We start from the raw sequence: 20,406 nt of genomic DNA, 5'->3' as shown, positions 1-20,406 counted from the left end.
CTTGGTGCCGGGATTGCAATAGCAATGGGATGTGTTCGGCCATTCAACAGATGCGCCATCACTGTTCTGCGGTATCGCCGCCTTCGGCTGTCATTTGCGCTCGTCCTTATTCAGATTGAATAACTTTTATAAGATGAACAAGTCCAATGAGTTATATAGTGATAAGTCAATATTGACTTACACAAGCGAGCAAAATCGGAAAGAAAAAGAGAGTTTCTGGTTGCTGGGAAGCGGATCGATGCAAAGCGCGCTGAAGACGCGAGAGAGCTCTTTTGCCCGAAATCCCCCAGAATATTCGTCCACGATCTACAATCTGTTCGGCCATTCAACAGATGCGCCATCACTGTTCTGCGGTATCGCCGTCCTCGGCTGACAGTTGTACTCGACAATAGTCAATCTGACTAACTTAGATCGATGCCAATTTTGGCATTCTGGCCGAGAATTGCAGTTCAAATGAGAACATTGACCGGATGGAACTTATGGTTTATTGTACTAATTAACAACTCGGATGACTGACAGATGCCCAAAGCCGTGATCACTACCAAACATGGGGCTACCGTGGCGATTGAAGGATCGCACGAGGAGGTACTCGCTCTCGTTGCGCTGTTCGATCAAGGCACAGCCCAGTCGGTCAGTCAGACCACTGCCCGCACCGGCAAGAGCGCGCCTAACTCGAAGGGAAAGCCCACTCTCGCACTATTGCTGTCTGATTTGATCGGCGGGGGTTTCTTCTCAACACCAAAGAAGCTGAGCGCAGTGCGCGATGCTCTGGAAGAACGTGGTCACTTCTACCCAGTTACAACGCTGTCTCCGGTGTTGTTGCGTCTCGTGCGAAAGAGGGAACTGCGTCGCCTCAAAGACAAGGGGCAATGGACCTACGTCGGGTAAGGGGCCGGATGATGACGAAGAGCGTAACGGAAGTAGTCGCGGCAATCGTTAAGGAGCTCACCCCTCTCGGAGCCGAAGAGCGTCGAAGGGTCATTCAGGCTTCGCTCGTGCTTTTGGGAGACGCGCCAGCAATGGCGGCTGTACCCACCTCAGAAGGTCAGACGGAGGTTAGCGATCCGGGCCTCTCGCCGCGCGCGCGTGCTTGGACAAGACAAAATGGGCTGTCGTTGGAGGAGCTTCAGCAAACCTTTCACCTCGAAGGGAATGACTGTCAGCTGATCGTCTCTGAGATCCCCGGAAAGGCAAACCGAGATCGTGTCAGAAACGCCTACCTTCTCGCGGGTGCGGCGCGGCTTATCGTGACTGGGGAGCCGAAGTTTGATGACAGAGAGGCGCGGGATTTGTGCGAGCGCTTCGGGTTCTTTGATCCCACCAATCACTCGAAATACGTGAAGGGCGGCAACGAGTTTACCGGCTCGAAGGATAAGGGGTGGACCCTTACCGCGCCGGGGCTCAAGCAAGCGGCGCAGCTCATCTCGGAACTTACCAGAGCAACTTGATCCGATGGCAGATTTCTTCAATCTCTTCGCAAAAGCAGTGGTGAGGGCCAACCTGGATAAGGTTGAGCAAGCTGCCGCTTTCCTTTGGTGGGCGGAGCAAAGAGACCGAAAGCCGTCGGCTTCAATTCCAGAGGTTTGTGCCTATTTCGCCGAAGCTCGTCTGCCGAAGCCAAACAGCACGAGGCTGGACAACGATTTTCGCAAATCGAAGTTGGTAAGTCGCGCGAATGGTACTCGGTTTCGTCTCTCCCACAAGGGCCTTGAATGGGGAGCTGAACTGTTCGGCGTCTTTGCGACGGACGAGACTGTCGAGGCCGAAAGGACCGCTAACAGCGTTGTTTCCGACATTGATTTGACGCGGTGCCCCTACATCAGTGACGGTGACCTTGCCGATGCCCGAAAAATGGCTGAGCTGCATGTCGCGCTGTTCTCGTTGGAGAACTCAGTCCGACGCCACATTGAGAAGATTTTGACGGCGAGTCTCGGTGATACTTGGTGGGATCAGGCAGCTTCCGCGCCAATGAAGCGTAAAGAGCAAGAGCGTCGCGCAAACGAGGCTCAAAACAAATGGATACCTTCTCGATCAACCTACGGTCCGCTGTATTCGTTGGATTGGCCAGACCTCGCCACGTTGATCCGGAAGTACGAGGACCTGTTTCGCGCGTCCATTGGAGACATCAACTTTCTCCACCGGTTCATTGATCTTGGCAATCTACGCAACGTGGTCGCTCATAACGGCGTCATCGACGAGCCCATGCAATTCCGTCGAGTGGAGCTCGCAATCCACGACTGGATTAAGCAGGTGGGCTGACCCTCTCTTCGGGGGTCGAGTTCGTCAAAGCTAAAGCGCGCCGCAGCCGGTATCTACCAACTGTACGAATATTGCCGATAGGGCTCCACTTGCTTCCGCGCAATGATCTCCTGCAATGTCGCCACATGCAGGGCCTTAGGTCCTCAGGGCAGTTAGCTGCTTTCGAATGTAGACATTGGCCCAGAGCAGGCTTGAATTGGCCTGTTGCCACATGCCGATTGTGCTGCCGGTGGCGTCCACTCTACCATTCATGATGCTGCGCGGATGCCGTTGAAGCACGGCAATCGATCTGCGGTTCAGAAGCAGGCGACGCTGGTTGGCCTTAAGAATCATGCGCATGGGAAGTCCCATTCGAGTTCGGCCCCGTAATATGGTAATGTTTAGCGGTATGCTTCGCAAGGAAGAGAGCGATGCCGAAGACTGATTACGACGACCCAGAAATCCCATTTCCTCGTCTGCAAGTGCGCATCCAGCGAATGGATGGCAATTCGCATTGGCTCCATGTTTGGATTTGGGATCAGGTTGGTGGTCCGCGCCGCGTTCTATTCAATGGCAAGCGGGATGGAAGCTGGCGCGACGCTCATGAAAAGATCGAGGAACTAGCAGCAGCAAACAATGCCGATGTCGGGGCGGATGACATTCAGGTCGACTGAATTTCAAACTGAGACACTACCGGTCTTGCCAATGGCCTAAACCTGCTTCCCCGCAATAATCTCCTGCAGCGTCGCCACATGCCGCGCAAACGCCCCGCGCCCCGCAGCCGTGGCAGTCACCGTCGTCTGCGGCTTCTTCCCCACGAACGCCTTCTCCACCGAGACGTATCCCGCCTTCGCCAGCGTCTCGATATGCGCCCCAAGATTACCGTCGGTCGCGCCGGTGAGCTTCTTCAGGCGGGCGAACTCCAGGCCGGCCGACACGGGCAGCGCGTTCAGCGCGGCCATGATCTTCAGGCGCAGCGGCTGGTGGATGATGTCGTCGAGCTCGGCCATCCCGCTAGATCCGCCGCATCCAGAGGCCGCCGAGGATCAGGCCGCCGCCGTTCACGAAGGCCATCCAGAGCGGGAAGGCTTCACCGATGAAGAAGAAGCCGATCAATGTCAGCGCGGAAATGCCGAGGCCGATTGCCACGAAGGCAGAGCCGAACCACAAGCCCGCCAGCGTGTAGAACAGCATGAAATAGAGCGGCCAGAATGTCCCCAGCTGGCGCGGGCCGAAATGGCCGATCACGTTGGTGCAGAGATAGCCGAAGGCGAAGAACAGCACGAGCACCAGGAGCATCCTGATGCTGGCCGCGGTGCTCTTGGTGTGTTGCGGCGGGTTCAGCAAGCGGAGCACCACCAGCCCGCCGACGCCGACGACATCCGTGGCGGTCCACGCATAGACCGCATAGACCGGCCACAGCCAGGTCACGAGATTGGCCGCGAACACCAGCACGCCCCACCACACCGCTGCGAGACTCGCGAGCTCATAGAGCTGCGATTGCCTCACGCGCTTGACGATGTCGTCGATGTCGGCCAGCGCTGCGGATGCCTCTCTGCTGTCGATCATGTCGTCCTCTTTATGCCCGTTATCGCAAATGACTCGCGGTGGGATCTGAGCAAGCGCCTCGTCCTTCGAGACGACCGCTTCGCGGTCTCCTCAGGATGAGGCTTTCGAGACGACCGCGGAGCCTGTCATCGGGCCGCGCTTTGCGCGGACCCGGTGGCGGTCTCCTCAGGATGAGGCTCGGTGGCAGCTTTGCCTTTGGATGAGGCTCAGTGGCACCAATGCCCGTTGAGGCGACTGCCGCAAGCTCGGTCCTCATCCTGAGGGCCCGCCGCAGGCGGGCGTCTCGAAGGATGGCCGCGGGGACGCCGCTTCCATCTGCGATTGCCTTGCGGCAGGCGGGTCGCATCATGACTGGCCTGCCCCGCGGCTCGCCACGTCCTCGGCAATGGCATTCACTGCCTTGGGCACGGTGACCATGCCCATGTGGTTGACACCGTCGATGATCTTCACGTCGACCGACGGCTTCACCGCGTGGACGGTGTCCGCATATTTGTCCGAGATCATCATCTCGTCCTCGGCGCCACTGATGATCGTGATCGGACGCGTCGTCGCCGGAAGATCGATGCGATAGCCGTGCGTGGCAAAGTTGCGCATCAGGCGATCGGAATAGGTGGAGGTGAGATACTTCGCCGAACTCACCGGCACCGCGAAGGCGAGCACCGGAAGCTGCGAGCAGCAGTCGATCCCAAGCTTGCGCAGCGCCGCCAGTCCCAGGAAACGTGGAATGTCGGCACTGACCCAACCACCGTTGCTCGGCCGGTTGGTCGGCGCGTCATAGCCGAGATAGGGCGCGAGCAGCACGGTGCGCACGAACATGTCCTGCATGATCGGTGTCGCGGCGACCCGCAGCGAGAAACCGGCGCCGGCGGAATGGCCGATCAGGGTCAGCGGCAGATCGGGCGCGGTCTTGCGCAGGTGCGCGACGAAATCGACGAGATCGTCCTCGAGCTGGCCTTCATAGCCGATGTCGCCGCGCGTGCCGGAGCCGCCATGGCCGCGAATGTCGAGGGCCCAGGTCTCGACCCCGCGCGTGGCGATCGCATGCGTCAGGGCGTGGTTGACGGCGCCGCTGGACCCGGAGGAGCCGTGGATGAAGACCGCCCCGCCGCCGGTCGCGGAGCCGCTCGGCGAATAGTGGCGATAGCCGATCCAGGTCCCGTCACGGGCCTGAAAGCGCTCGAGCGGGGGCAGCGTGGACCAGTCGATGCCCTTGGTGGAGTCGGAGACCGACCGCATCTCAGGCGGCCGCTGCAGTGGCGTTGCGATCATCGCAGCCAGGATCAGCGCCACCGCGCCGACCGCACACAGAGCCCATTTCAGGCCGTTCAAGACGCCGCGCAGCAACCGGATCGCCATGGCTCACTCCTCAAACTCATCAATCAATAGAGAACTCTATACTACAGAGTACTCTTCCGATCAACCCGGGGATTGGCGCTGGCCTGCGAAAATCCTTAACGTCGGGCCTGACCCCAAAATGCCGAATCGTTTTTGAGATGCCGCCTGCGGAACAACTGCTCAACGCGCCTGAATTCACCGTCTCCGAACTGTCCCTGTCGCTGAAGCGGACGGTCGAGGACGCCTTCGGCCATGTCCGCGTCCGCGGCGAGATCTCCGGCTTTCGCGGGGCCCATTCCTCCGGCCATTGCTATTTCGCGCTCAAGGACGAGAGCGCCAAGATCGAGGCGGTGATCTGGAAGGGCGTGCATGGCCGGATGCGCTTCAAGCCCCAGGAGGGGCTCGAGGTGATCGCCACCGGCAAGCTGACGACCTATCCGGGCTCCTCGAAATACCAGATCGTGATCGAGGCGCTGGAGCCGGCCGGCATCGGCGCGCTCATGGCGCTGATGGAGGAGCGCAAGAAGAAGCTCGCGGCCGAGGGCCTGTTCGACGAGGCGCGCAAGCAGCTCCTGCCCTGGCTGCCGGAGGTGATCGGCGTCGTGACCTCGCCGACCGGCGCCGTCATCCGCGACATCCTGCATCGGCTGGAGGACCGCTTCCCCCGCCGCGTGCTGGTGTGGCCGGTCAAGGTGCAGGGCGACGGCTCGGCCGAGCAGGTCGCGGCCGCGATCCGCGGCTTCAACGCGCTGCCCGAGGGCGGCCGGATTCCGCGGCCCGACGTCTTGATCGTCGCGCGCGGCGGCGGCTCGCTGGAGGATCTCTGGTCGTTCAACGAGGAGATCGTGGTGCGCGCCGCGGCCGAGAGCATGATCCCGCTGATCTCGGCGGTCGGGCACGAGACCGACATCACGCTGATCGACTTCGTCGCCGACAAGCGCGCGCCGACGCCGACGGCGGCGGCCGAGATGGCCGTTCCCGTGCGCAGCGACTTGTTCGTCGAGGTCGGCGATCTCGGGCGGCGCACCCGCGCCTATTGGCAACGCGCCCAGGAGAGCCGCCGCAGCGAGCTGCGCGCCGCCGCGCGCGCGCTGCCGGCGGCCGGCGATCTCTTGGCGATCCCGCGGCAGCGGCTGGATTCGGCGGGCGCCTCCCTGCCCCGCTGCCTCAAGGCCAACACGCACGCGCATTTCCGCAGGTTCACCGCTGCAAGCTCGAAACTGACCCTGCGCGTGCTGCACGGTCAGATATCGCAGGCCGATCATCGCCTCACCGTGTGCGGCGAGCGGCTTGGTCTGTCCGCGCGCTCGCTGCTGCGGCAGCGGCGCGACCGCTTTGCGGGATTGGAGGTGCGCCTGCGCGCCTCAAAGCTTGCGAATGCGCAGGCCCAGCGCAATGCGATTCTCCGCCAGCGAGAGCGCACGCATCGTCTGGCCGAGCGGGCAGAGCGCGCGCTCGTCACGCTGCTGCACCGGCTCGAGGCGCGGGTCGAGAACAGCGGCAAGCTGCTCTCCGCGCTGTCCTATCGCAGCGTGCTCGCGCGCGGCTTTGCGCTGGTGCGCGACGAGGCCGGCCATCCCCTGCATGCGGCTGATACGATCGGCCCCGGCGCGCGGCTCGAGATCGAGTTCGCCGACGGCCGCGTCGGCGCGACCGCGGATGCGGATCGTGTGGCGCCCGCGGCCAAGCCCGCCCCGGCGCAGCCGAAGCCGGCGGCGGAGACGAAGCCGGCACCGAGGCGCGTGGCCAAGCCGGTGGACCAGGGCAGCTTGTTCTGAGGAGGGAGGACGGTGCTCCGCCCTCGCTGTCATTCCCCGCGAAAGCGGGGAATCCAGTACGCCGCGGCTTCTCGATGACCCACAGCCGCCCCGGCGTACTGGATCGCCCGGTCAAGCCGGGCGATGACACCGAGTGTGTGGAACGCGCCTTGCCACAAACGCGTCATTGCGAGCGCAGCGAAGCAATCCAGAGTCTTTCCGCGGAGGGACTCTGGATTGCTTCGTCGCAAGTGCTCCTCGCATGACGGGTGTGGCGAGAGCGCCGGCCGCCCCTACCGACACGACAAGCCCGCGTCGATCGTGGTCCAGAAACCGCAATGTTCCGGCTGCGGGGCGCCGGCCTCTGCTTCGAACAGCAGGATCGCGACGGTGAAGACGATCAGGGCGGAGGCGAAGAGCGTGATGCGGCTGCGCATGTGAGATGCGTTGAATCGACATCGTGGTCGAATGATGGCGCGGCGACGCGATGGCACGCCGTCACCGCGCCAGCCATTGCGCGACGTCCTTCTGCGAGGCGGCGCGGGCCTCGGCATCCTCGTGCTCGGGCGCGGCGGCGGCGTGCAGCGGCGGGGTGGCGCGGTCGAAATCGTGATCGGCGCCGGGATAGACCACGATGCGCGCCAGCGCGCTGCGGCCGCGCGCGCCGTCCACCATCTGACGGCAGGCCGGCGGCGACGACACCTCGTCATCGGCGCCGATCAAGACCAGCGTCGGCACCCGCGTGCTCCAGCCGAGGCCCGCCGAGATCCGGCAATCCGGATAGAACGCGATCGCGGCGCGGAAGTCCGGACCAAGATCGCGCCCCGCGCTCTGCGGACGCACGGCCCAGAGCAGCGCGCTCGCACCATTGGCCCAGCCGATCAGGCTGACACGGTCCTGCGCCACGAAAGGCTGCTGCATCAGCCAGGCGCGCGAGGCCGCGATATCGGCGACGCGCTCGCGCCGTGCCTTGACGTGCATCTCCTTGACGCGGCATTGCGGGCCGAGCTCGCGCGAGCCGTAGCTATCGGGCAGCAGCACGGCATTGCCGGCCTTGAGCAGGCGCTCGGCCCAATCGCGATAGCGCGGCAGCACCGGATCGGAATGGCCACTGAGCCCGCCGCAGCCGTGCAGCGCGATCACGGCCGGAAACGGCCCCGCGCCCTCGGGCTTGTAGAGCTGCGCATGGAGCACCCCGGAGGGAAGCGGAATCTCGACCGGCTGCGGCGCCGGGGCGGCGTGCGCGGCCGACATCATGAGCGTCAGGAACAGAGCGGTCAGTCGCAGGCGCATCGGATTCTGCCGCAGGAGCTGCCGGAACCAGTGGCCCTCGGATCGAAGTCTCTCTTTCGTCGTCATTCCGGGATGGTCCGAAGGACCAGACCCGGAATCTCGAGATTCCGGGTTCGATGCTGCGCATCGCCCCGGAATGACGGTGAGCTCCATTGTGCGAAAACGGTGGCAAATCATCACAAACCGGTGGGTTTAACGGGCGGACAAGCCACCCCATCTATGCTACATCCCGTCCAACACATCGTGCCTTCCACGGGTTTCCATGGAGAGGCCTTCCGCGGAGACTTTCGACCGTGCTGAACAAGTTCGGCCCCTCGGGCCATGGCGAAGCGCAGGTGCAATATCTCGACGGCGATTTCCGCGTGATCTCGCCGGGCACCTTCGTGCGCTGCGCGATCACCGACGTCCGAATCCCGCTCGACGAGCTGAAGTACTGGAGCGTGGACCTGCAGGAAGCCTATTCCACGCCCGCCGCGGTGCTGCAGCGGCATTTTCCCGGCGCGCTGAAGCAGCCGTGATCCCTCGGCTCTCATGACTCTTGTAGGGTGGGCAAAGCGAAGCGTGCCCACCTTGGGCGTCGCGATTGCGAAGAGATGGTGGGCACGGCGCTTTGCGCCTTTGCCCACCCTACGAGACTTCGCCTTGCCCACCGCACGGCATCGCACTGTCACTGCTCCGTGGCGGGCAAAACCGGCAGACCTATGAGGCTGGGGTTAAGAATTGCAGACCGCAATTTCATCTGGCTCTCCTGGACGCGGCTACATCGATAGAATTGCGGCCATGAATGCCGGCTGAATGTTCGCCGATGTTTAAAATTGTCCGGCTTCCATTGGGGCGCATTTAAGCCGCCTCGCACCACATTGCCTCGGGATAAAGTGGCAACGGGCAGGAACGCATGGACCTCCGGAGAACTTTCAGCCGTTCGTTCGGTGCACCTTCGAGCTCAAAGCATCATGTGCTCGAACGGTTCATCCGCGACGAGTCGGGCAGCTACGTGCTGATTTCTGCGGTGCTCATGCCGGTCCTGGTCGGCACCGCCGGCCTCGGAACGGAAGTGGGCTGGTGGTACTACAAGCACAAGAACATGCAGAGCGTTGCAGATTCCGGCGCGGTCAGCGCTGCGACGGCTGCCAGTGTCGGCGGCGACCCCTCGTCCGAAGCCAAGGCGGTTGCGGCAAATTATGGTTACACCGACGGGGCGAACGACGTCACGGTCACGGTGAACCAGCCGCCAAAAACAGGCAATCAAGCGTCGAACGCGCAGGCCATCGAAGTCATCGTCAGTCAACCGCAGCGCCGGCTGCTGTCGGCCTTGTTCGGCTCGGATCGCGTGCCAATCACCGCGCGCTCGGTCGCGCTGCCCAATTCCGGGACGGGCTGCGTGCTTGCGCTGAACGCGAGCGCAAGCCCCGCCGTCAACGTCAGCGGCGGCAACCAGCTCAACCTGATCAAGTGCAATCTCTACAGCAATTCGAGCGCAAGCCCCTCGCTCAATGTCGCCGGCAGCGCCTCGGTCGCGGCAAACCAGGTCGGCGTGGTCGGCGACGTCTCCGGCGCAAGCAGCATCACGGCGACCAACGGGGTCAAGACGCACATCACGCCTGTCGCCGATCCCTATGCCGACGTCTCTCCGCCGGCGCGGCCGAGCTGCAGCAATGCCAAGATCACGGTCAACGCCAACGGAAAGACGAACTCGCTCGACCCCGGCTGCTACATGGGCAGCATCACGGTCAATGCCGGCGCAGTCCTGAACCTCAATCCGGGCATCTACTATCTGGACGGGGCCAGCTTGAGCGTCGCCGGAAATGCCACCATCACCGGCAGCGGCGTCACCCTGGTGTTCACGGGCTCCGGAAGCGACTGGGGCACCGCCTCGATCGGCAGCAACGCGACCGTCGATCTGACCGGGCCGACCAGCGGCCCCACGAAGGGCATCGTCATGTACGGCGACCGCAACATGCCGGCCGGGACCAATTTCAATCTCACCGGCGGCAGCACGCAGAATTTCGGCGGCGCCATCTACCTGCCAAAGGCCAATCTCAGCTTCAGCGGCGGCAACGGCACCAGCACATCCTGCACCAAGATCATCGCGGATACGCTGACGTTCAGCGGCACGTCGAACCTGCAGGTCAATTGCACCGCGCTCGGCACCGCGACGATCGGATCGCAAACCGCGCAGCTCGTCGAATGAGGTTTGAAGCGATGCAAATCCAGAATTCTTCATCCAGGTTCGGCCGTCGATGGCTTGGTTCTCTGGCGCGGCACGTGCGCAATGCTGCCGGCGATCAACGGGGCGTCGCGGCAGCCGAATTCGCCATCCTGATTCCCCTGCTGTCTCTGATGGTCGTCTCGGTCACGGACATCGGGCTTGCCCTCTATCGCAAGATGCAGCTCGAAAATGCCGCGCAAGCGGGAGCCCAGTACGCCATCGCGCGCGGCTTCGACACGAACGGCATCGCGAACGCGGTCGCAAGCGCCACCAGCGCGACCAACATCACCGCTTCACCTCCGCCGGTCCAATTCTGCGGATGTCCAACGAGTGCGGGAGTCAGCGCCACCAGCTGCGGAACGGTCTGCACCGGCGGTGCGCCGGCCGGAACATACACGACGGTCTCGGCGCGGGCGACGTATTATACGATCATCGATTATCAGATCGTGGCGGCCACATACACCTACACCGCGCAGTCCACCACGAGGCTGCAGTGAAGCTCACCGCACTCTGGCGAGACACGCGCGGCGCCTCGGCGCTGGAATTTGCGCTGACCGCTCCCGTGTTCTTCCTGTTCATATTCGGGATCATCGAATGCGGACTGCTGTTCTGGACCCAGCTGGGAATCCAGCATGGCAGCGAAATGGCGGCGCGCTGCGCGACCGTCAACAACACGCTCTGCCCGAGCAGCAGTGCGATCACGACCTACGCTGCCCAGCAGGCCTTCGGCCTCACGCTCCCTCCGGGGACATTCACCTTTGCCACGGCCGCGTGCGGCAACCAGGTCAGCGCGACCTATTCATTCGAGTTTCCGCAGATCATCAACCTGTCCCCGGTGACGCTGACCGCGCGTGCATGTTTTCCGAGTTGAGGCCACCGGCAGGCGGTTTTGCCGCGCGAAGGAAAAGGGCGATGTGCCCGCGCCGCATTGCCGACAACTCGGCAAAATGGTCTCTGCCGTGCGGGTCGATTGCGTTCTACATTCGTTGCAGCCGTTGGTGAGTCGTTTCGCGTTGTGGTTGGATTTTTTGTTGCGGTTCGGCGCCTTAGAGTTGTTCGATGAAGTTCTGCTGAAACAAAGCGCTGCTATAGTGCATGTTAGGTAATTGGCCCTGTTCTTTTATCGCACGGACGATCAGGTCAACCAAACAGCCATCGAGCATTGGAATTGGCGCGGTCTGTGAACGGGCTCATATCGAAGAGCCACCCGACGGGCTACCGATCACCTTGAAAATTCGCGGTGGAATATCTGTAATCCAAAGTCAATCGATGGGGGTGATCATGCCCGCCATTTTCGAACTGCTCTATCGTGAATATTGCCGCGCCCGTCTCGCTGAAATGCGCAAACAGCTTCTGATCGCAGCTGAGCGCGCAGAAGCTATCGCAGCAGATTATCATCCTGCGACGCAAGTGGACGACGAGACGACGGACGCATACAGCAAGTCCGGTCACGGCCTGCCGAATTGAAGCGGCTGCAAGACCGGCGATCACTCCCGCGTAGCAGTGACCAAGCAATTGGCAACAGTTTGGGAGACGGCAATGAATACACCCGAATGCTACACCGTCGTCGTGGCCTGCATGTCGTGCCTGACCATCATCGGATTGATGGCCGCCGGCGCGTGGTGAGCATGCCCCTTCGGCGCGTCGCAGACATGATTTCGGCTTTAACATGAGTACAGCCGCCGCGTCGTCCGACAACGGCGGCTGCGCCTTGGGTCCGGAGATCAGCTGCCCGGCGGCGAATACGACGGACGCAGCTTTGCCGCGTTCTGGCGGACCTGCTTGATCTCGTCCTGCGTGAACAACCGAACCAGCTTCACGTTCTGCAGCGTACCGGCCGTCACGGTCAGGCCGGAAATGGCCGGAGCCGCGCTGGGATCAGGCACATCGAAAATCACGAGCACGCCGGGGCCGTCGGCCGCGACGCTGTACATCGAGACCAATTTTCCACCGGCCGCTTCGATGAGCTTTCGAGCTGCCTCCTGGCGATTGGTCGTGGGATTCTCCAAAATGGCATTGAGAGCGCGTGGCGTGTATTGTCCGGTGAGGCAAAAATGCATGGCAAGTTCTCCTCTGAATTGTTGGCAATAATTCTCCGTGCCGTTGCGAACTGGTCGTTACGGCCGCTGCACCTGACATGATGAAGATTCATTGCCCGCCGTGGGCATCAACGCCGTCGATGATTCCCGGGACTTCGGCACGTCCCGGTGACGGCTCTCATGCAAGGCTACATCAACTGCCGAACGCGCGGAAGAAGATTCGCCAGCCACGACACTTCGCGTTTTGCGACTAGGGCAGAGACGTTGCCTCACGTTGCGAGATCAGCGCGCGCTGAACCTTCGCTCGCGCGCTCTGTACAGATGATCGCTGATCAATTGCCGCAGCTTTGCCGGGTCATCGAACTCGAGCTGGACGGCGAACGGCACGATGCCGTCAGGCACGCCTTCGCGGCCGCGCAAGCGTGCAAGATCCTTCTCCGTGGTCACCAGCGTGAGCTGCTCGCGCTGAGCGTCGGCTGCGAGCGCTGCGATCTCGTCCTGCGAAAACATGTGGTGGTCGGCGAAGGCGCGCGTGCGCGCGACCTCGACGCCGCTCGCACGCAGGGTGCGGAAGAAGCGCTCGGGATCGCCGATGCCGGCGAAGGCGAACACCCGCTTGCCGGAGAGCTGCGCGAGCGAGGCCGCATCCGGCTTCAGGCGCGCACGCAGCTCGGGCTTGTTCCGCTTCGCGATCTCCGCCGCGACATCGTTGGCGGCATTGCCGTCGCCGATCAGCACCAGCGCGTCGGTGCGCGCGAGCTGCACCTCGAGCGGTGCGCGCAGGGGGCCCGCGGGAAACACCTTGCCGTTGCCGAGGCCGCGCTCGCCGTCGATCACGATCAGCGAGGCGTCCTTGAACAGAGCAGGGTTCTGGAAGCCGTCATCCATCAGGATCACGGTCGCGCCTTGCGACTTCGCCAGCGCGACGCCGTCGAGGCGGTCGCGCGCGACCGCCACCGGCACGTCGCGCGACATCATCAAGGGCTCGTCGCCGACGTCGGACGCATCGTGGCGCGCGCGGTCGACCATGACAGGACCCTTCAGGCGCCCGCCATAGCCGCGGCTGAGCACGACAGGCGTCTCGCCGAGCTCGCGCAGGAGCTTCGTCAGCGCCAGCACGGTCGGCGTCTTGCCGGCACCGCCGACATGGTAGTTGCCGACGCAGATCACGGGGATCCCGGCGTCAAAGTCCTGGCGCAGCATGCGCCGTGCGGTGATCGCGCCGTAGAGCGCACCGAGCGGCCATAGCGCATACGATTGAAGGGAGCGTGGCCGGTACCAAAAGGCCGGCTCACGCATTGGCGGCCCCCATCTCGATCCGCAACTGCAACAGATAGGGCTCGAGCGCGGTCATGGTGCGATCGAGGGCACCGCCAAGCTGCTCGACCACGCCCGTGCCTGCGCGCTGCATCTTGTCGCGCGTGGTGGGATCGGCCAGCAGCTGGCCGAGCTGCTTGACCAGCGCTTCCTGCGTGTCGGCCTGCCGCGCCCCACCGCTCGTATCGAGCGCCTCATAGACGTCGGCAAAGTTGAACACGTGCGGACCGTGGACGATCGCGGCGCCCAACTTGATCGCCTCGATCGGATTCTGCCCGCCATGGTGGATCAGCGATCCGCCCATGAAGACAATTTCCGAGAGCCGATAGAACAGGCCGAGTTCGCCCATCGTGTCGGCGACATAGACGTCGGTCGTCGCCGTCGGCAGCTCCTCGCGCGAGCGCAAGCTGGGCTTCAGCCCGGACGCGGTGACCAGGCCTGCGATCGAGGAGCCGCGATCCGGATGCCGCGGCACGATCACGGTGAGAAGCTGCGGAAAGAAGCCGACCAGGCTGCGATGCGCCGCGATCAGCATCTCGTCCTCGCCCGGATGGGTCGAGGCCGCAACGATGATCGGACGCCCACGCGTCATGGCCATCAGCCGTTCGAGCTTGGCGGGATCGGCCGGCGGCGCCGGCACGTCGAGCTTGAGATTCCCCGTCGTGACGACGTCGCGGCCGCCGAGCGCGGCAAAGCGCTCGGCGTCGGTCTTCGACTGCGCAAGACAGATGTCGAACCGCGACAGCAGCGCCGAGATGGTGCCGTGCATGCGCCGCCAGCGCGGGAACGAACGCGGCGACATCCGTCCGTTGATCAGCACCATCGGCACCCGCCGCGCCGCGCCGGCGAGGATCAGGTTCGGCCACAGATCGGATTCGATGAACAGCGCCAGCGACGGCTTCCAATGATCCAGGAAGCGCGCGACGTAGCGCGGCGAGTCATACGGCACGTATTGATGGATGACGTCGGGCGGAAAGCGTTTGGCGACGACCGCCGCCGAGGTGACCGTGCCCGAGGTGAGCAGGATGCGCAGATTGAGCTCGCGCAGGCGCTCGATCAGCGCGGCCGAGGCCAGCACCTCGCCGACGCTGGCGCCGTGAATCCAGACCAGCGGGCCATGCGGCCGCACGTCGCGGGACAGGCCGCGCCGCTCGCCGACGCGCGCGGGATCCTCCTTGCCCTGCTTCAGCCGCCGCTTGATCAGCGCAGGCGCAAGCGGCACCAGGCCGGCGGCTAGGCGCCGGTACATCCGCAGCGTGATCGGCAGCGCAACGGGCAGCGACTTAGGCATCTTCCGGTCCCGGACGGCCGAGCTGCGCATAGGCGCGCCGGGTCGCCTCGTTCAACGTGTCCTCCAGCTCCTGCCGCAACGTCTCCATCGTGGCGGCGTCGGCATCTGCGGGAACGTGGATTTCCTTGATGCCGACCAATGCGCCCCGCCCGAATGGCAAATTGATGGTGGTGCGGTCCCAGTTCTTGAGCCGAACGAAGCGGCTGGTCGCCATCGCGAAAGGCATGATCGGCCGTCCCGATTCCCGTGCCAGCATGATAATGCCGAGCCCCGCCACGCGCGAGCGCTTGGGGACGTCGGCGGTCAGCGCGACATTACAACCGGCTTGGAGCGTCCGCACCATTTCCTTGAAGGCGCCGACACCACCTTTACGGTGAAACGCGCCGCCATGGTCGCCGGAACCGCGGATCGTGCCGATCCCGAGCCGCTCGGCGGCGATCGCATTGAACTCGCCGTCGCGGTGCCGGGAGATCAGTACCTTGGCCCGATAAGAGGCCTTGTTCTGGTTCTTGATGAAGGGCGTCAGGAAATGCTGGCCGTGCCAGAACGCGAAGATCGCAGGGAGCTGCGGCTCGACGCGTTCATAGATGTCGGGCGGATCGATCGTGAAGGTGTTGGTCCGCCAGACCAGACGCAGATATTCGGCCGCCAGGACCCCGACGGCACGCTGAAACCAGCTGCTTCGCAGCGTATTGCGAAGCAGTTTTTTCAACGCGCCGGTTCTTGATTCGGATCGAGCAGCCGATGCAGGTGGACGATGAAGTAGCGCATCTGCGCGTTGTCGACCGTGCTCTGCGCCTTGGCCCGCCAGGCGGCGTGGGCGCTGGCATAGTTCGGATAGAGGCCGACGATGTCGACCTCGTCCAGGTTCTTGAAGGTGTTGTGCTCGAGATCGACGAGCTCGCCGCCGATGACGAGATGGAGCAGTTGTTGCGGGGCATTATCTGGCATGAGTTCTGTTCCTAACGGGCTGCCCGGCAAAGCAGTGTTCGAGAAGCACGACGAAAGCGCCTTAGGCTAAGGGACGGTTGCGAAAATGCGCGACAATGCCCGCATGACGATCGCGTCCCGCTGCCACCAGCACTCCGTGCGCCACTTCCCGGCGGTTATAGAGGATGGGTTCTCCGGAGAGGTCGCTCATCCTACCATCCGCTTCCTGCACGATCAAATCGGCCGCCGCAAGGTCCCAATCATGGCTGTTGCCGCCCGCAAAGGCCGCATCCAGCGCGCCATGGGCGACCCTGCACAGCCGCAGAGCCAGCGAGCCGATCCGCCGATGCAGCTTGATCTCGCCGAGGGACGGCTTCAGCCGCTCGACCAGCGGCTTCGGGCCGGCGACGCGGGCGAAGTCGAGCTCGGATCCGCGCGTCGCGCGCACCGGCTTGTCGTTGAGCGTCGTGCCCTGGCCGCGTGTTGCGAAGAAGAACTCGTCGGTAGCAGGGGCGAACACGGCGGCAAGCACCGGCGAAGCGTCCTCAACCAGCGCCACGCTGACGCACCATTCGTCGTGGCCGCCGAGATAATTGCGGGTGCCGTCGATGGGATCGACGATCCAGGTCAGCCGCCGCGACAGCCGCGCCGCATCGTCGGCGCTCTCCTCGGACAGCCAGCCATAATCGGGCGTCGCAGCGCGCAGGCGCGCTTCGAGCAGATCGTTGACGGCGATATCGGCCTCCGAGACCGGCGAGGACGCGCCCTTGGTCCACTTCCGCAGCTCGGTGCGGAACATCGACTGCGCCAGCGCGCCCGCCTCCCGCACCGTGTCCTTCAGCAGCGCCGCGTCGCGGGTCAGGATGGTGTCGTCGAGAGCAGCTGCCATCGGGTTCAATCGCGCGGCGCGGCGAGAACACCTCTCCCCATCGGGGAGAGGTCGATTTGCGCAGCAAATCGGGTGAGGGGGCTCAGATCACACGAGAGAGCGGTCCCCTCACCCGCGCCTCCGGCGCGACCTCTCCCTACGGGAGAGGTGAGCCAAGCAGCAACAGCTCGATCAGCGTCCGCCAAGCGTCAAACCCTCGATGCGCACCGTCGGCGCATTGACACCGTAGCGGAATTCGAGATTGTTCGCCGGCTGCATCGACTTGAAGATTTCGAACAGGTGCCCGGCGATCGTCACTTCGCTGACGGGATAGGTGATCTCGCCGTTCTCGATCCAGAAGCCGGAGGCGCCGCGGCTGTAATCGCCGGTGACGCCGTTGACCCCGGAGCCGATCAGATCGGTGACGTAGAAGCCTTGCTTGATGTCGGCGATCAGCTCGGCCGGCGTTGGCGTGCCGGGCTCGAGATGCAGATTGTACGGCCCGGGCGAGGGCGAGGAAGACACGCCGCGATGGGCGTGACCGGTGGTGGTGAGGCCGAGCTCGCGCGCGGTGGCGCAATCGAGCAGCCAGGTCGTCAGCACGCCGTCGTCGACCAGCGCGGTCCGTTTCACCGCGACGCCTTCGGCGTCGAAGGTCTGCGAGCGCAGACCGCGCTTGCGCAAGGGATCGTCGATGATGCGGATGTTTTTCGCGAACAGCTGCTGGCCGAGCTTGTCCTTCAGGAAGCTGGTCTTGCGCGCGATCGAGGCGCCGTTGATGGCGCCGACGAGATGGCCGACCAGCGAGCCGGCGACGCGCGGATCGAACACCACCGGCACCTTGCAGGTCTCGACCTTGCGCGGATTGTAGCGCGCCACGGTGCGCTCACCGGCGGAACGGCCGACGACCTCCGGCGACAGCAGATCGGCGCCATGCGGCGCCGAGGTGAAGTCGTAGTCGCGCTCCATGCTGGTGCCATCGCCCGAGATGGCGGTGGCGGAAATGCCCTGGCTGGAGCGCAGGTAGGAGCCGTGGAAGCCGGTCGAGGTGACGAGCACCATGCCGCCGATGCCGGCGGAGGCCGAGGCGCCGCCGGACTTGGTCACGCCCTTGACGCCGAGTGCCGCAGCTTCGGCCGCGAGCGCGCGACGCTCGAGCTCGGCGGTCGTGGGCACGGCGGGATCGAGCAGGTCGAGATCGGGGAAGTCGCGCGCGAGCAGCGCGGGATCGGCGAGGCCGACATATTTGTCGTCGGGCGCGACGCGCGCCATCGCGACCGCGCGCTCCGCGAGCTTGGTGACGGCATCGCCGCTGACATCGTTGGTCGAGACCACCGCCTGGCGCTGGCCGACCAGCACGCGCAGGCCTACATCGTCGCCCTCCGACCGCTCGGATTCCTCCACGCGCCCGTCGCGGACCTCGACGCCTTGCGAGACGCCGCGCACCGCGACCGCATCGGCCGCATCGGCGCCGGCGCGCCTGGCTGCCTCGACCAGCCGCTGCGCGAGATCGGAGAGTGCGGACTGATCGAGCAGGTCGCGATTGGCGGTAGTCGAAAGCGTCGAGCTTGGTGAAGAGTTCACGAACGAAATCCTGTTGGGGCGGGGTTCGGGACCGGAACCCACAGATGTGCCCTGATAGCGCGGACTTCAAGCATTTTCAGCCCGCCAAAAGCTCAGATTCGCGACGTCGGCGCAACGTCTCGTCAATCATGCGCGCCAAGGTCTTGTCAATCATGAGGTGCAGTGACGGTGGGTTAACCAGCCTTTTTAAGCGGTTTCGGACCGCCGCGCGCTAAGGTCCTCGCATCGACCGGGAACATAATCCCGGCGGGGAGAACGAAGCCGTGAGGCGTCAAACAGCAACATGCGGGGTCCACCCCGCCGGGTCGAGCCGCTCGTTGCGGCTCGACCCTCTTTCCCTTCCGGTCCGCTTCGATGCGCATGACCCGCGCGCCGACGGACATGTCAGGCAGATCGAGCTTCATCGCGAGCGCGTCGTGCTGCGCCGTGCCGTGCGCGGCATGCAGATGGCGATCAACGTGCGCGTCGCCGACTTCACCGGCGTTGCCTTGCGCGGCAATGACGAGGCGCAGACGCTCGTTCTCGTGCACCGCGATCCCTCGCTGTCCATCCCGCTGCTGATCGGCACTGACGCGGACGAGATCGCGCAGGCCTGGACGATCTGGAGCGAGATCTTCGCGCTGCCGCAGCTCGACGAGGGCGCCCGCAAGCCCGCACCGCGCCGCCGCCGCGCCAACGCGATCCGCGCCCGCCGCCCGAAATTCTTGATGCGCCGGCGCACCGCCATGGCGCGCGAGCTGCCGGTTCATCAGGGCGAGCGCGAGATCATCGCGAGGAACTAATGGTGCCGTAGGGTGGGCAAAGCGACTTGTCCGCCGTAGCTCGAAGAGCGAAGGCGGAAGCGTGCCCACCGCTTTGTCAATCATTGAGAGATCGTGGGCACAGCGCAAGCGCCTTTGCCCACCCTACGAGAGCTGCGCTCGCATCATCGCGTCCGCGAGCAATCCTGCGAACAGCAGCAGACCCGCATGCTTGTTCGACTTGAACAGGCGAAGGCACAGCCCGGGATCGTCGATCCTCAGCCGCACGATCTGCAAGGCCAGATGCGCCGCGAAGGCGGCAAGCCCGAGCCAGGCCGGCCAGCGCGCTTCGCCAGATGCCAGCGCGACGCCGATCAACATCACCGCGAGCCCGTAGAACAGCACCAGCGCCTGGCGCGTATGCGCACCGAACAGGCGCGCAGTCGACTTGATGCCGATCAGCGCATCGTCCTCGGCGTCCTGATGCGCATAGATCGTGTCATAGCCGATCACCCAGGAAATCGCGCCGGCATAGAGCACGAGCGCGGTGACATCGATGCGGCCGAAGGTGACGGCAAAGCCCATCAGCGCGCCCCAGGAGAAGGCGAGCCCGAGCACGATCTGCGGCCACCAGGTGATGCGCTTCATGAAGGGATAGATCGCAACGATCAGGAGCGAGGCGATGCCCGTTGCGATCGCGAAGCGGTTGAACTGCAGCAGCACCACGAGACCGACCAGCGCCTGCGCGACCATGAAGACCAGCGCCTGCCTGGTGGTCACCTGCCCCGACGGCAGCGGCCGCGAGCGCGTACGCTCGACCTTGTCGTCGAGGTCGCGGTCGGTGATGTCGTTCCAGGTGCAGCCGGCCCCGCGCATCACGAAGGCGCCGATGAAGAACAGCACGATGGTGAGCGGCAGGCCATGCACGTCATGCGCCATGCCGGCGGCCAGCGCCGCCGACCACCAGCATGGCATCAAGAGAAGCCAGGAGCCGATCGGGCGATCGAAGCGGGACAGGCGCAGGTAAGGCCGCGCCCAATGCGGCGCGAGCGTATCGACCCAGTTGCCGGTGGAATCGGCAACGCGGGCGGATGTGCTAGTGCCCAGTTTTCGAAGTTCGTATTCCATCGCGGCGTATTCCGGTACGAACTTCGAAAACTACAAGGGCACAAGCCAGAAAATTATAATTCACGTGCCGCTTATCGATTTGAAGTTCCTATGAGGATCTCGCGGCGA

26 protein-coding genes are annotated in these 20,406 nt (G+C 64.0%); 12 read left to right on the top strand and 14 right to left on the bottom strand.

Translation table 11 applies throughout. The features are described 5' to 3' along the window. The first annotated feature begins 31 nt into the window (after positions 1 to 31). From DCG74_RS09135 to DCG74_RS09120, 4 genes are all read left to right on the top strand, one after another. Positions 32 to 373: a hypothetical protein gene (locus DCG74_RS09135; protein WP_172787178.1), complete on the top strand. Its 342-nt coding sequence runs from the start codon at positions 32 to 34 to the stop codon at positions 371 to 373. A 146-nt stretch (positions 374 to 519) separates the two neighbouring features. After that, the gene (locus DCG74_RS09130) at positions 520 to 888 is read left to right on the top strand and encodes a hypothetical protein (protein WP_172787177.1); all 369 of its coding nucleotides are present in this window, start codon (positions 520 to 522) and stop codon (positions 886 to 888) included. 8 nt (positions 889 to 896) lie between these two features. Continuing rightward, positions 897 to 1,448: a hypothetical protein gene (locus tag DCG74_RS09125; protein WP_172787176.1), complete on the top strand. Its 552-nt coding sequence runs from the start codon at positions 897 to 899 to the stop codon at positions 1,446 to 1,448. Between the two features lie 4 nt (positions 1,449 to 1,452). Continuing rightward, on the top strand, positions 1,453 to 2,259 hold the full coding sequence (locus DCG74_RS09120; RefSeq protein WP_172787175.1) for a Swt1 family HEPN domain-containing protein: 807 nt from the start codon (positions 1,453 to 1,455) through the stop codon (positions 2,257 to 2,259). 135 nt (positions 2,260 to 2,394) lie between these two features. Here DCG74_RS09120 and DCG74_RS09115 read toward each other — a convergent pair whose 3' ends face one another. Further along, entirely contained in the window at positions 2,395 to 2,598 is a 204-nt protein-coding gene (locus tag DCG74_RS09115) for a hypothetical protein (protein WP_172787174.1), read from the bottom strand. A 71-nt stretch (positions 2,599 to 2,669) separates the two neighbouring features. On the opposite strand from DCG74_RS09115, the gene DCG74_RS09110 reads away from it, so the two are divergent. Continuing rightward, the gene (locus tag DCG74_RS09110; protein ID WP_172787173.1) at positions 2,670 to 2,912 is read left to right on the top strand and encodes a hypothetical protein; all 243 of its coding nucleotides are present in this window, start codon (positions 2,670 to 2,672) and stop codon (positions 2,910 to 2,912) included. Positions 2,913 to 2,948: 36 nt separating this feature from the next. Here DCG74_RS09110 and DCG74_RS09105 read toward each other — a convergent pair whose 3' ends face one another. From DCG74_RS09105 to DCG74_RS09095, 3 genes are all read right to left on the bottom strand, one after another. Further along, on the bottom strand, positions 2,949 to 3,248 hold the full coding sequence (locus DCG74_RS09105; protein ID WP_126259030.1) for a transcriptional regulator: 300 nt from the start codon (positions 3,246 to 3,248) through the stop codon (positions 2,949 to 2,951). A 4-nt stretch (positions 3,249 to 3,252) separates the two neighbouring features. Continuing rightward, positions 3,253 to 3,807 (bottom strand): hypothetical protein, encoded by a 555-nt coding sequence (locus DCG74_RS09100; protein ID WP_172787172.1) that lies wholly within the window; start codon positions 3,805 to 3,807, stop codon positions 3,253 to 3,255. Positions 3,808 to 4,152: 345 nt separating this feature from the next. Next, the gene (locus tag DCG74_RS09095) at positions 4,153 to 5,163 is read right to left on the bottom strand and encodes an alpha/beta hydrolase (RefSeq protein ID WP_172787171.1); all 1,011 of its coding nucleotides are present in this window, start codon (positions 5,161 to 5,163) and stop codon (positions 4,153 to 4,155) included. 137 nt (positions 5,164 to 5,300) lie between these two features. Between DCG74_RS09095 and xseA the strand changes: the two genes are divergently transcribed. Continuing rightward, on the top strand, positions 5,301 to 6,920 hold the full coding sequence (gene xseA, locus DCG74_RS09090; RefSeq protein WP_172787170.1) for an exodeoxyribonuclease VII large subunit: 1,620 nt from the start codon (positions 5,301 to 5,303) through the stop codon (positions 6,918 to 6,920). A gap of 272 nt (positions 6,921 to 7,192) precedes the next feature. Here the strand turns inward: xseA and DCG74_RS09085 are convergent, their stop codons facing one another. Further along, positions 7,193 to 7,336, bottom strand: coding sequence for a hypothetical protein (locus DCG74_RS09085; protein ID WP_172787169.1), 144 nt, complete (start codon positions 7,334 to 7,336; stop codon positions 7,193 to 7,195). 61 nt (positions 7,337 to 7,397) lie between these two features. Beyond that, complete coding sequence (locus DCG74_RS09080; RefSeq protein ID WP_172787168.1) at positions 7,398 to 8,192, bottom strand: dienelactone hydrolase family protein; 795 nt, start codon at positions 8,190 to 8,192, stop codon at positions 7,398 to 7,400. A 293-nt stretch (positions 8,193 to 8,485) separates the two neighbouring features. On the opposite strand from DCG74_RS09080, the gene DCG74_RS09075 reads away from it, so the two are divergent. The 5 genes from DCG74_RS09075 (at position 8,486) to DCG74_RS09055 (ending at position 11,868) form a co-directional block, all read left to right on the top strand. Then, a complete protein-coding gene (locus DCG74_RS09075; protein ID WP_172787167.1) occupies positions 8,486 to 8,710 on the top strand; it encodes a DUF2093 domain-containing protein in 225 nt (74 codons plus the stop codon). A 437-nt stretch (positions 8,711 to 9,147) separates the two neighbouring features. Then, entirely contained in the window at positions 9,148 to 10,383 is a 1,236-nt protein-coding gene (locus tag DCG74_RS09070; protein WP_257187559.1) for a TadE/TadG family type IV pilus assembly protein, read from the top strand. A 74-nt stretch (positions 10,384 to 10,457) separates the two neighbouring features. Then, positions 10,458 to 10,898: a TadE/TadG family type IV pilus assembly protein gene (locus tag DCG74_RS09065; RefSeq protein ID WP_257187558.1), complete on the top strand. Its 441-nt coding sequence runs from the start codon at positions 10,458 to 10,460 to the stop codon at positions 10,896 to 10,898. Then, positions 10,895 to 11,272 (top strand): TadE/TadG family type IV pilus assembly protein, encoded by a 378-nt coding sequence (locus tag DCG74_RS09060; protein ID WP_257187557.1) that lies wholly within the window; start codon positions 10,895 to 10,897, stop codon positions 11,270 to 11,272. Before DCG74_RS09065 ends, DCG74_RS09060 begins: the two co-directional genes overlap by 4 nt. Before the next feature lie 410 nt (positions 11,273 to 11,682). Then, the gene (locus DCG74_RS09055) at positions 11,683 to 11,868 is read left to right on the top strand and encodes a hypothetical protein (protein ID WP_246708894.1); all 186 of its coding nucleotides are present in this window, start codon (positions 11,683 to 11,685) and stop codon (positions 11,866 to 11,868) included. Positions 11,869 to 12,125: 257 nt separating this feature from the next. Here the strand turns inward: DCG74_RS09055 and DCG74_RS09050 are convergent, their stop codons facing one another. The 7 genes from DCG74_RS09050 to DCG74_RS09020 all read right to left on the bottom strand — a co-directional run bounded on the left by DCG74_RS09050 (position 12,126) and on the right by DCG74_RS09020 (position 18,430). Continuing rightward, the gene (locus DCG74_RS09050; RefSeq protein ID WP_172787163.1) at positions 12,126 to 12,461 is read right to left on the bottom strand and encodes a GYD domain-containing protein; all 336 of its coding nucleotides are present in this window, start codon (positions 12,459 to 12,461) and stop codon (positions 12,126 to 12,128) included. Positions 12,462 to 12,722: 261 nt separating this feature from the next. Further along, positions 12,723 to 13,739, bottom strand: a complete 1,017-nt coding sequence (gene lpxK, locus DCG74_RS09045; protein ID WP_172787162.1) for a tetraacyldisaccharide 4'-kinase — start codon at positions 13,737 to 13,739, stop codon at positions 12,723 to 12,725. Continuing rightward, positions 13,732 to 15,078: a 3-deoxy-D-manno-octulosonic acid transferase gene (locus DCG74_RS09040; RefSeq protein ID WP_172787161.1), complete on the bottom strand. Its 1,347-nt coding sequence runs from the start codon at positions 15,076 to 15,078 to the stop codon at positions 13,732 to 13,734. The genes lpxK and DCG74_RS09040 overlap by 8 nt, the downstream gene beginning before the upstream one ends. Further along, positions 15,041 to 15,760, bottom strand: a complete 720-nt coding sequence (locus tag DCG74_RS09035; protein WP_172787160.1) for a lysophospholipid acyltransferase family protein — start codon at positions 15,758 to 15,760, stop codon at positions 15,041 to 15,043. Before DCG74_RS09035 ends, DCG74_RS09040 begins: the two co-directional genes overlap by 38 nt. Further along, positions 15,757 to 15,999, bottom strand: a complete 243-nt coding sequence (locus DCG74_RS09030; RefSeq protein ID WP_172787159.1) for a DUF4170 domain-containing protein — start codon at positions 15,997 to 15,999, stop codon at positions 15,757 to 15,759. Before DCG74_RS09030 ends, DCG74_RS09035 begins: the two co-directional genes overlap by 4 nt. Before the next feature lie 61 nt (positions 16,000 to 16,060). Beyond that, positions 16,061 to 16,867: a 3'(2'),5'-bisphosphate nucleotidase CysQ gene (locus DCG74_RS09025; RefSeq protein ID WP_172787158.1), complete on the bottom strand. Its 807-nt coding sequence runs from the start codon at positions 16,865 to 16,867 to the stop codon at positions 16,061 to 16,063. A gap of 171 nt (positions 16,868 to 17,038) precedes the next feature. Beyond that, the gene (locus DCG74_RS09020) at positions 17,039 to 18,430 is read right to left on the bottom strand and encodes a TldD/PmbA family protein (protein WP_172787157.1); all 1,392 of its coding nucleotides are present in this window, start codon (positions 18,428 to 18,430) and stop codon (positions 17,039 to 17,041) included. Positions 18,431 to 18,693: 263 nt separating this feature from the next. Between DCG74_RS09020 and DCG74_RS09015 the strand changes: the two genes are divergently transcribed. Further along, the gene (locus DCG74_RS09015; protein WP_172787156.1) at positions 18,694 to 19,212 is read left to right on the top strand and encodes a DUF6101 family protein; all 519 of its coding nucleotides are present in this window, start codon (positions 18,694 to 18,696) and stop codon (positions 19,210 to 19,212) included. A gap of 123 nt (positions 19,213 to 19,335) precedes the next feature. On the opposite strand, the gene ubiA is transcribed toward DCG74_RS09015, so the two are convergent. Next, positions 19,336 to 20,298: a 4-hydroxybenzoate octaprenyltransferase gene (gene ubiA, locus DCG74_RS09010; protein ID WP_172787155.1), complete on the bottom strand. Its 963-nt coding sequence runs from the start codon at positions 20,296 to 20,298 to the stop codon at positions 19,336 to 19,338. Positions 20,299 to 20,406 lie beyond the last annotated feature (108 nt).

Origin of the sequence: Bradyrhizobium sp. WBAH42 (assembly GCF_024585265.1) — a bacterium.
Classification (GTDB): domain Bacteria; phylum Pseudomonadota; class Alphaproteobacteria; order Rhizobiales; family Xanthobacteraceae; genus Bradyrhizobium.
Note: the sequence above shows the minus strand (reverse complement) of the source record. Positions and strands in the feature narration are given on the sequence as shown.

What these genes read in the sequence shown, in the direction of transcription:
- DCG74_RS09050 (WP_172787163.1), bottom strand. Translation starts at nt 12,461, where the DNA reads ATGCATTTTTGCCTCACCGGACAATACACGCCACGCGCTCTCAATGCC.
- DCG74_RS09100 (WP_172787172.1), bottom strand. Translation starts at nt 3,807, where the DNA reads ATGATCGACAGCAGAGAGGCATCCGCAGCGCTGGCCGACATCGACGAC.
- DCG74_RS09125 (WP_172787176.1), top strand. Translation starts at nt 897, where the DNA reads ATGATGACGAAGAGCGTAACGGAAGTAGTCGCGGCAATCGTTAAGGAG.
- ubiA (WP_172787155.1), bottom strand. Translation starts at nt 20,298, where the DNA reads ATGGAATACGAACTTCGAAAACTGGGCACTAGCACATCCGCCCGCGTT.
- DCG74_RS09025 (WP_172787158.1), bottom strand. Translation starts at nt 16,867, where the DNA reads ATGGCAGCTGCTCTCGACGACACCATCCTGACCCGCGACGCGGCGCTG.
- DCG74_RS09085 (WP_172787169.1), bottom strand. Translation starts at nt 7,336, where the DNA reads ATGCGCAGCCGCATCACGCTCTTCGCCTCCGCCCTGATCGTCTTCACC.
- DCG74_RS09040 (WP_172787161.1), bottom strand. Translation starts at nt 15,078, where the DNA reads ATGCGCAGCTCGGCCGTCCGGGACCGGAAGATGCCTAAGTCGCTGCCC.
- xseA (WP_172787170.1), top strand. Translation starts at nt 5,301, where the DNA reads ATGCCGCCTGCGGAACAACTGCTCAACGCGCCTGAATTCACCGTCTCC.
- DCG74_RS09120 (WP_172787175.1), top strand. Translation starts at nt 1,453, where the DNA reads ATGGCAGATTTCTTCAATCTCTTCGCAAAAGCAGTGGTGAGGGCCAAC.
- DCG74_RS09105 (WP_126259030.1), bottom strand. Translation starts at nt 3,248, where the DNA reads ATGGCCGAGCTCGACGACATCATCCACCAGCCGCTGCGCCTGAAGATC.
- DCG74_RS09095 (WP_172787171.1), bottom strand. Translation starts at nt 5,163, where the DNA reads ATGGCGATCCGGTTGCTGCGCGGCGTCTTGAACGGCCTGAAATGGGCT.
- DCG74_RS09130 (WP_172787177.1), top strand. Translation starts at nt 520, where the DNA reads ATGCCCAAAGCCGTGATCACTACCAAACATGGGGCTACCGTGGCGATT.
- DCG74_RS09030 (WP_172787159.1), bottom strand. Translation starts at nt 15,999, where the DNA reads ATGCCAGATAATGCCCCGCAACAACTGCTCCATCTCGTCATCGGCGGC.
- DCG74_RS09080 (WP_172787168.1), bottom strand. Translation starts at nt 8,192, where the DNA reads ATGCGCCTGCGACTGACCGCTCTGTTCCTGACGCTCATGATGTCGGCC.
- lpxK (WP_172787162.1), bottom strand. Translation starts at nt 13,739, where the DNA reads ATGCGTGAGCCGGCCTTTTGGTACCGGCCACGCTCCCTTCAATCGTAT.
- DCG74_RS09055 (WP_246708894.1), top strand. Translation starts at nt 11,683, where the DNA reads ATGCCCGCCATTTTCGAACTGCTCTATCGTGAATATTGCCGCGCCCGT.
- DCG74_RS09110 (WP_172787173.1), top strand. Translation starts at nt 2,670, where the DNA reads ATGCCGAAGACTGATTACGACGACCCAGAAATCCCATTTCCTCGTCTG.
- DCG74_RS09115 (WP_172787174.1), bottom strand. Translation starts at nt 2,598, where the DNA reads ATGCGCATGATTCTTAAGGCCAACCAGCGTCGCCTGCTTCTGAACCGC.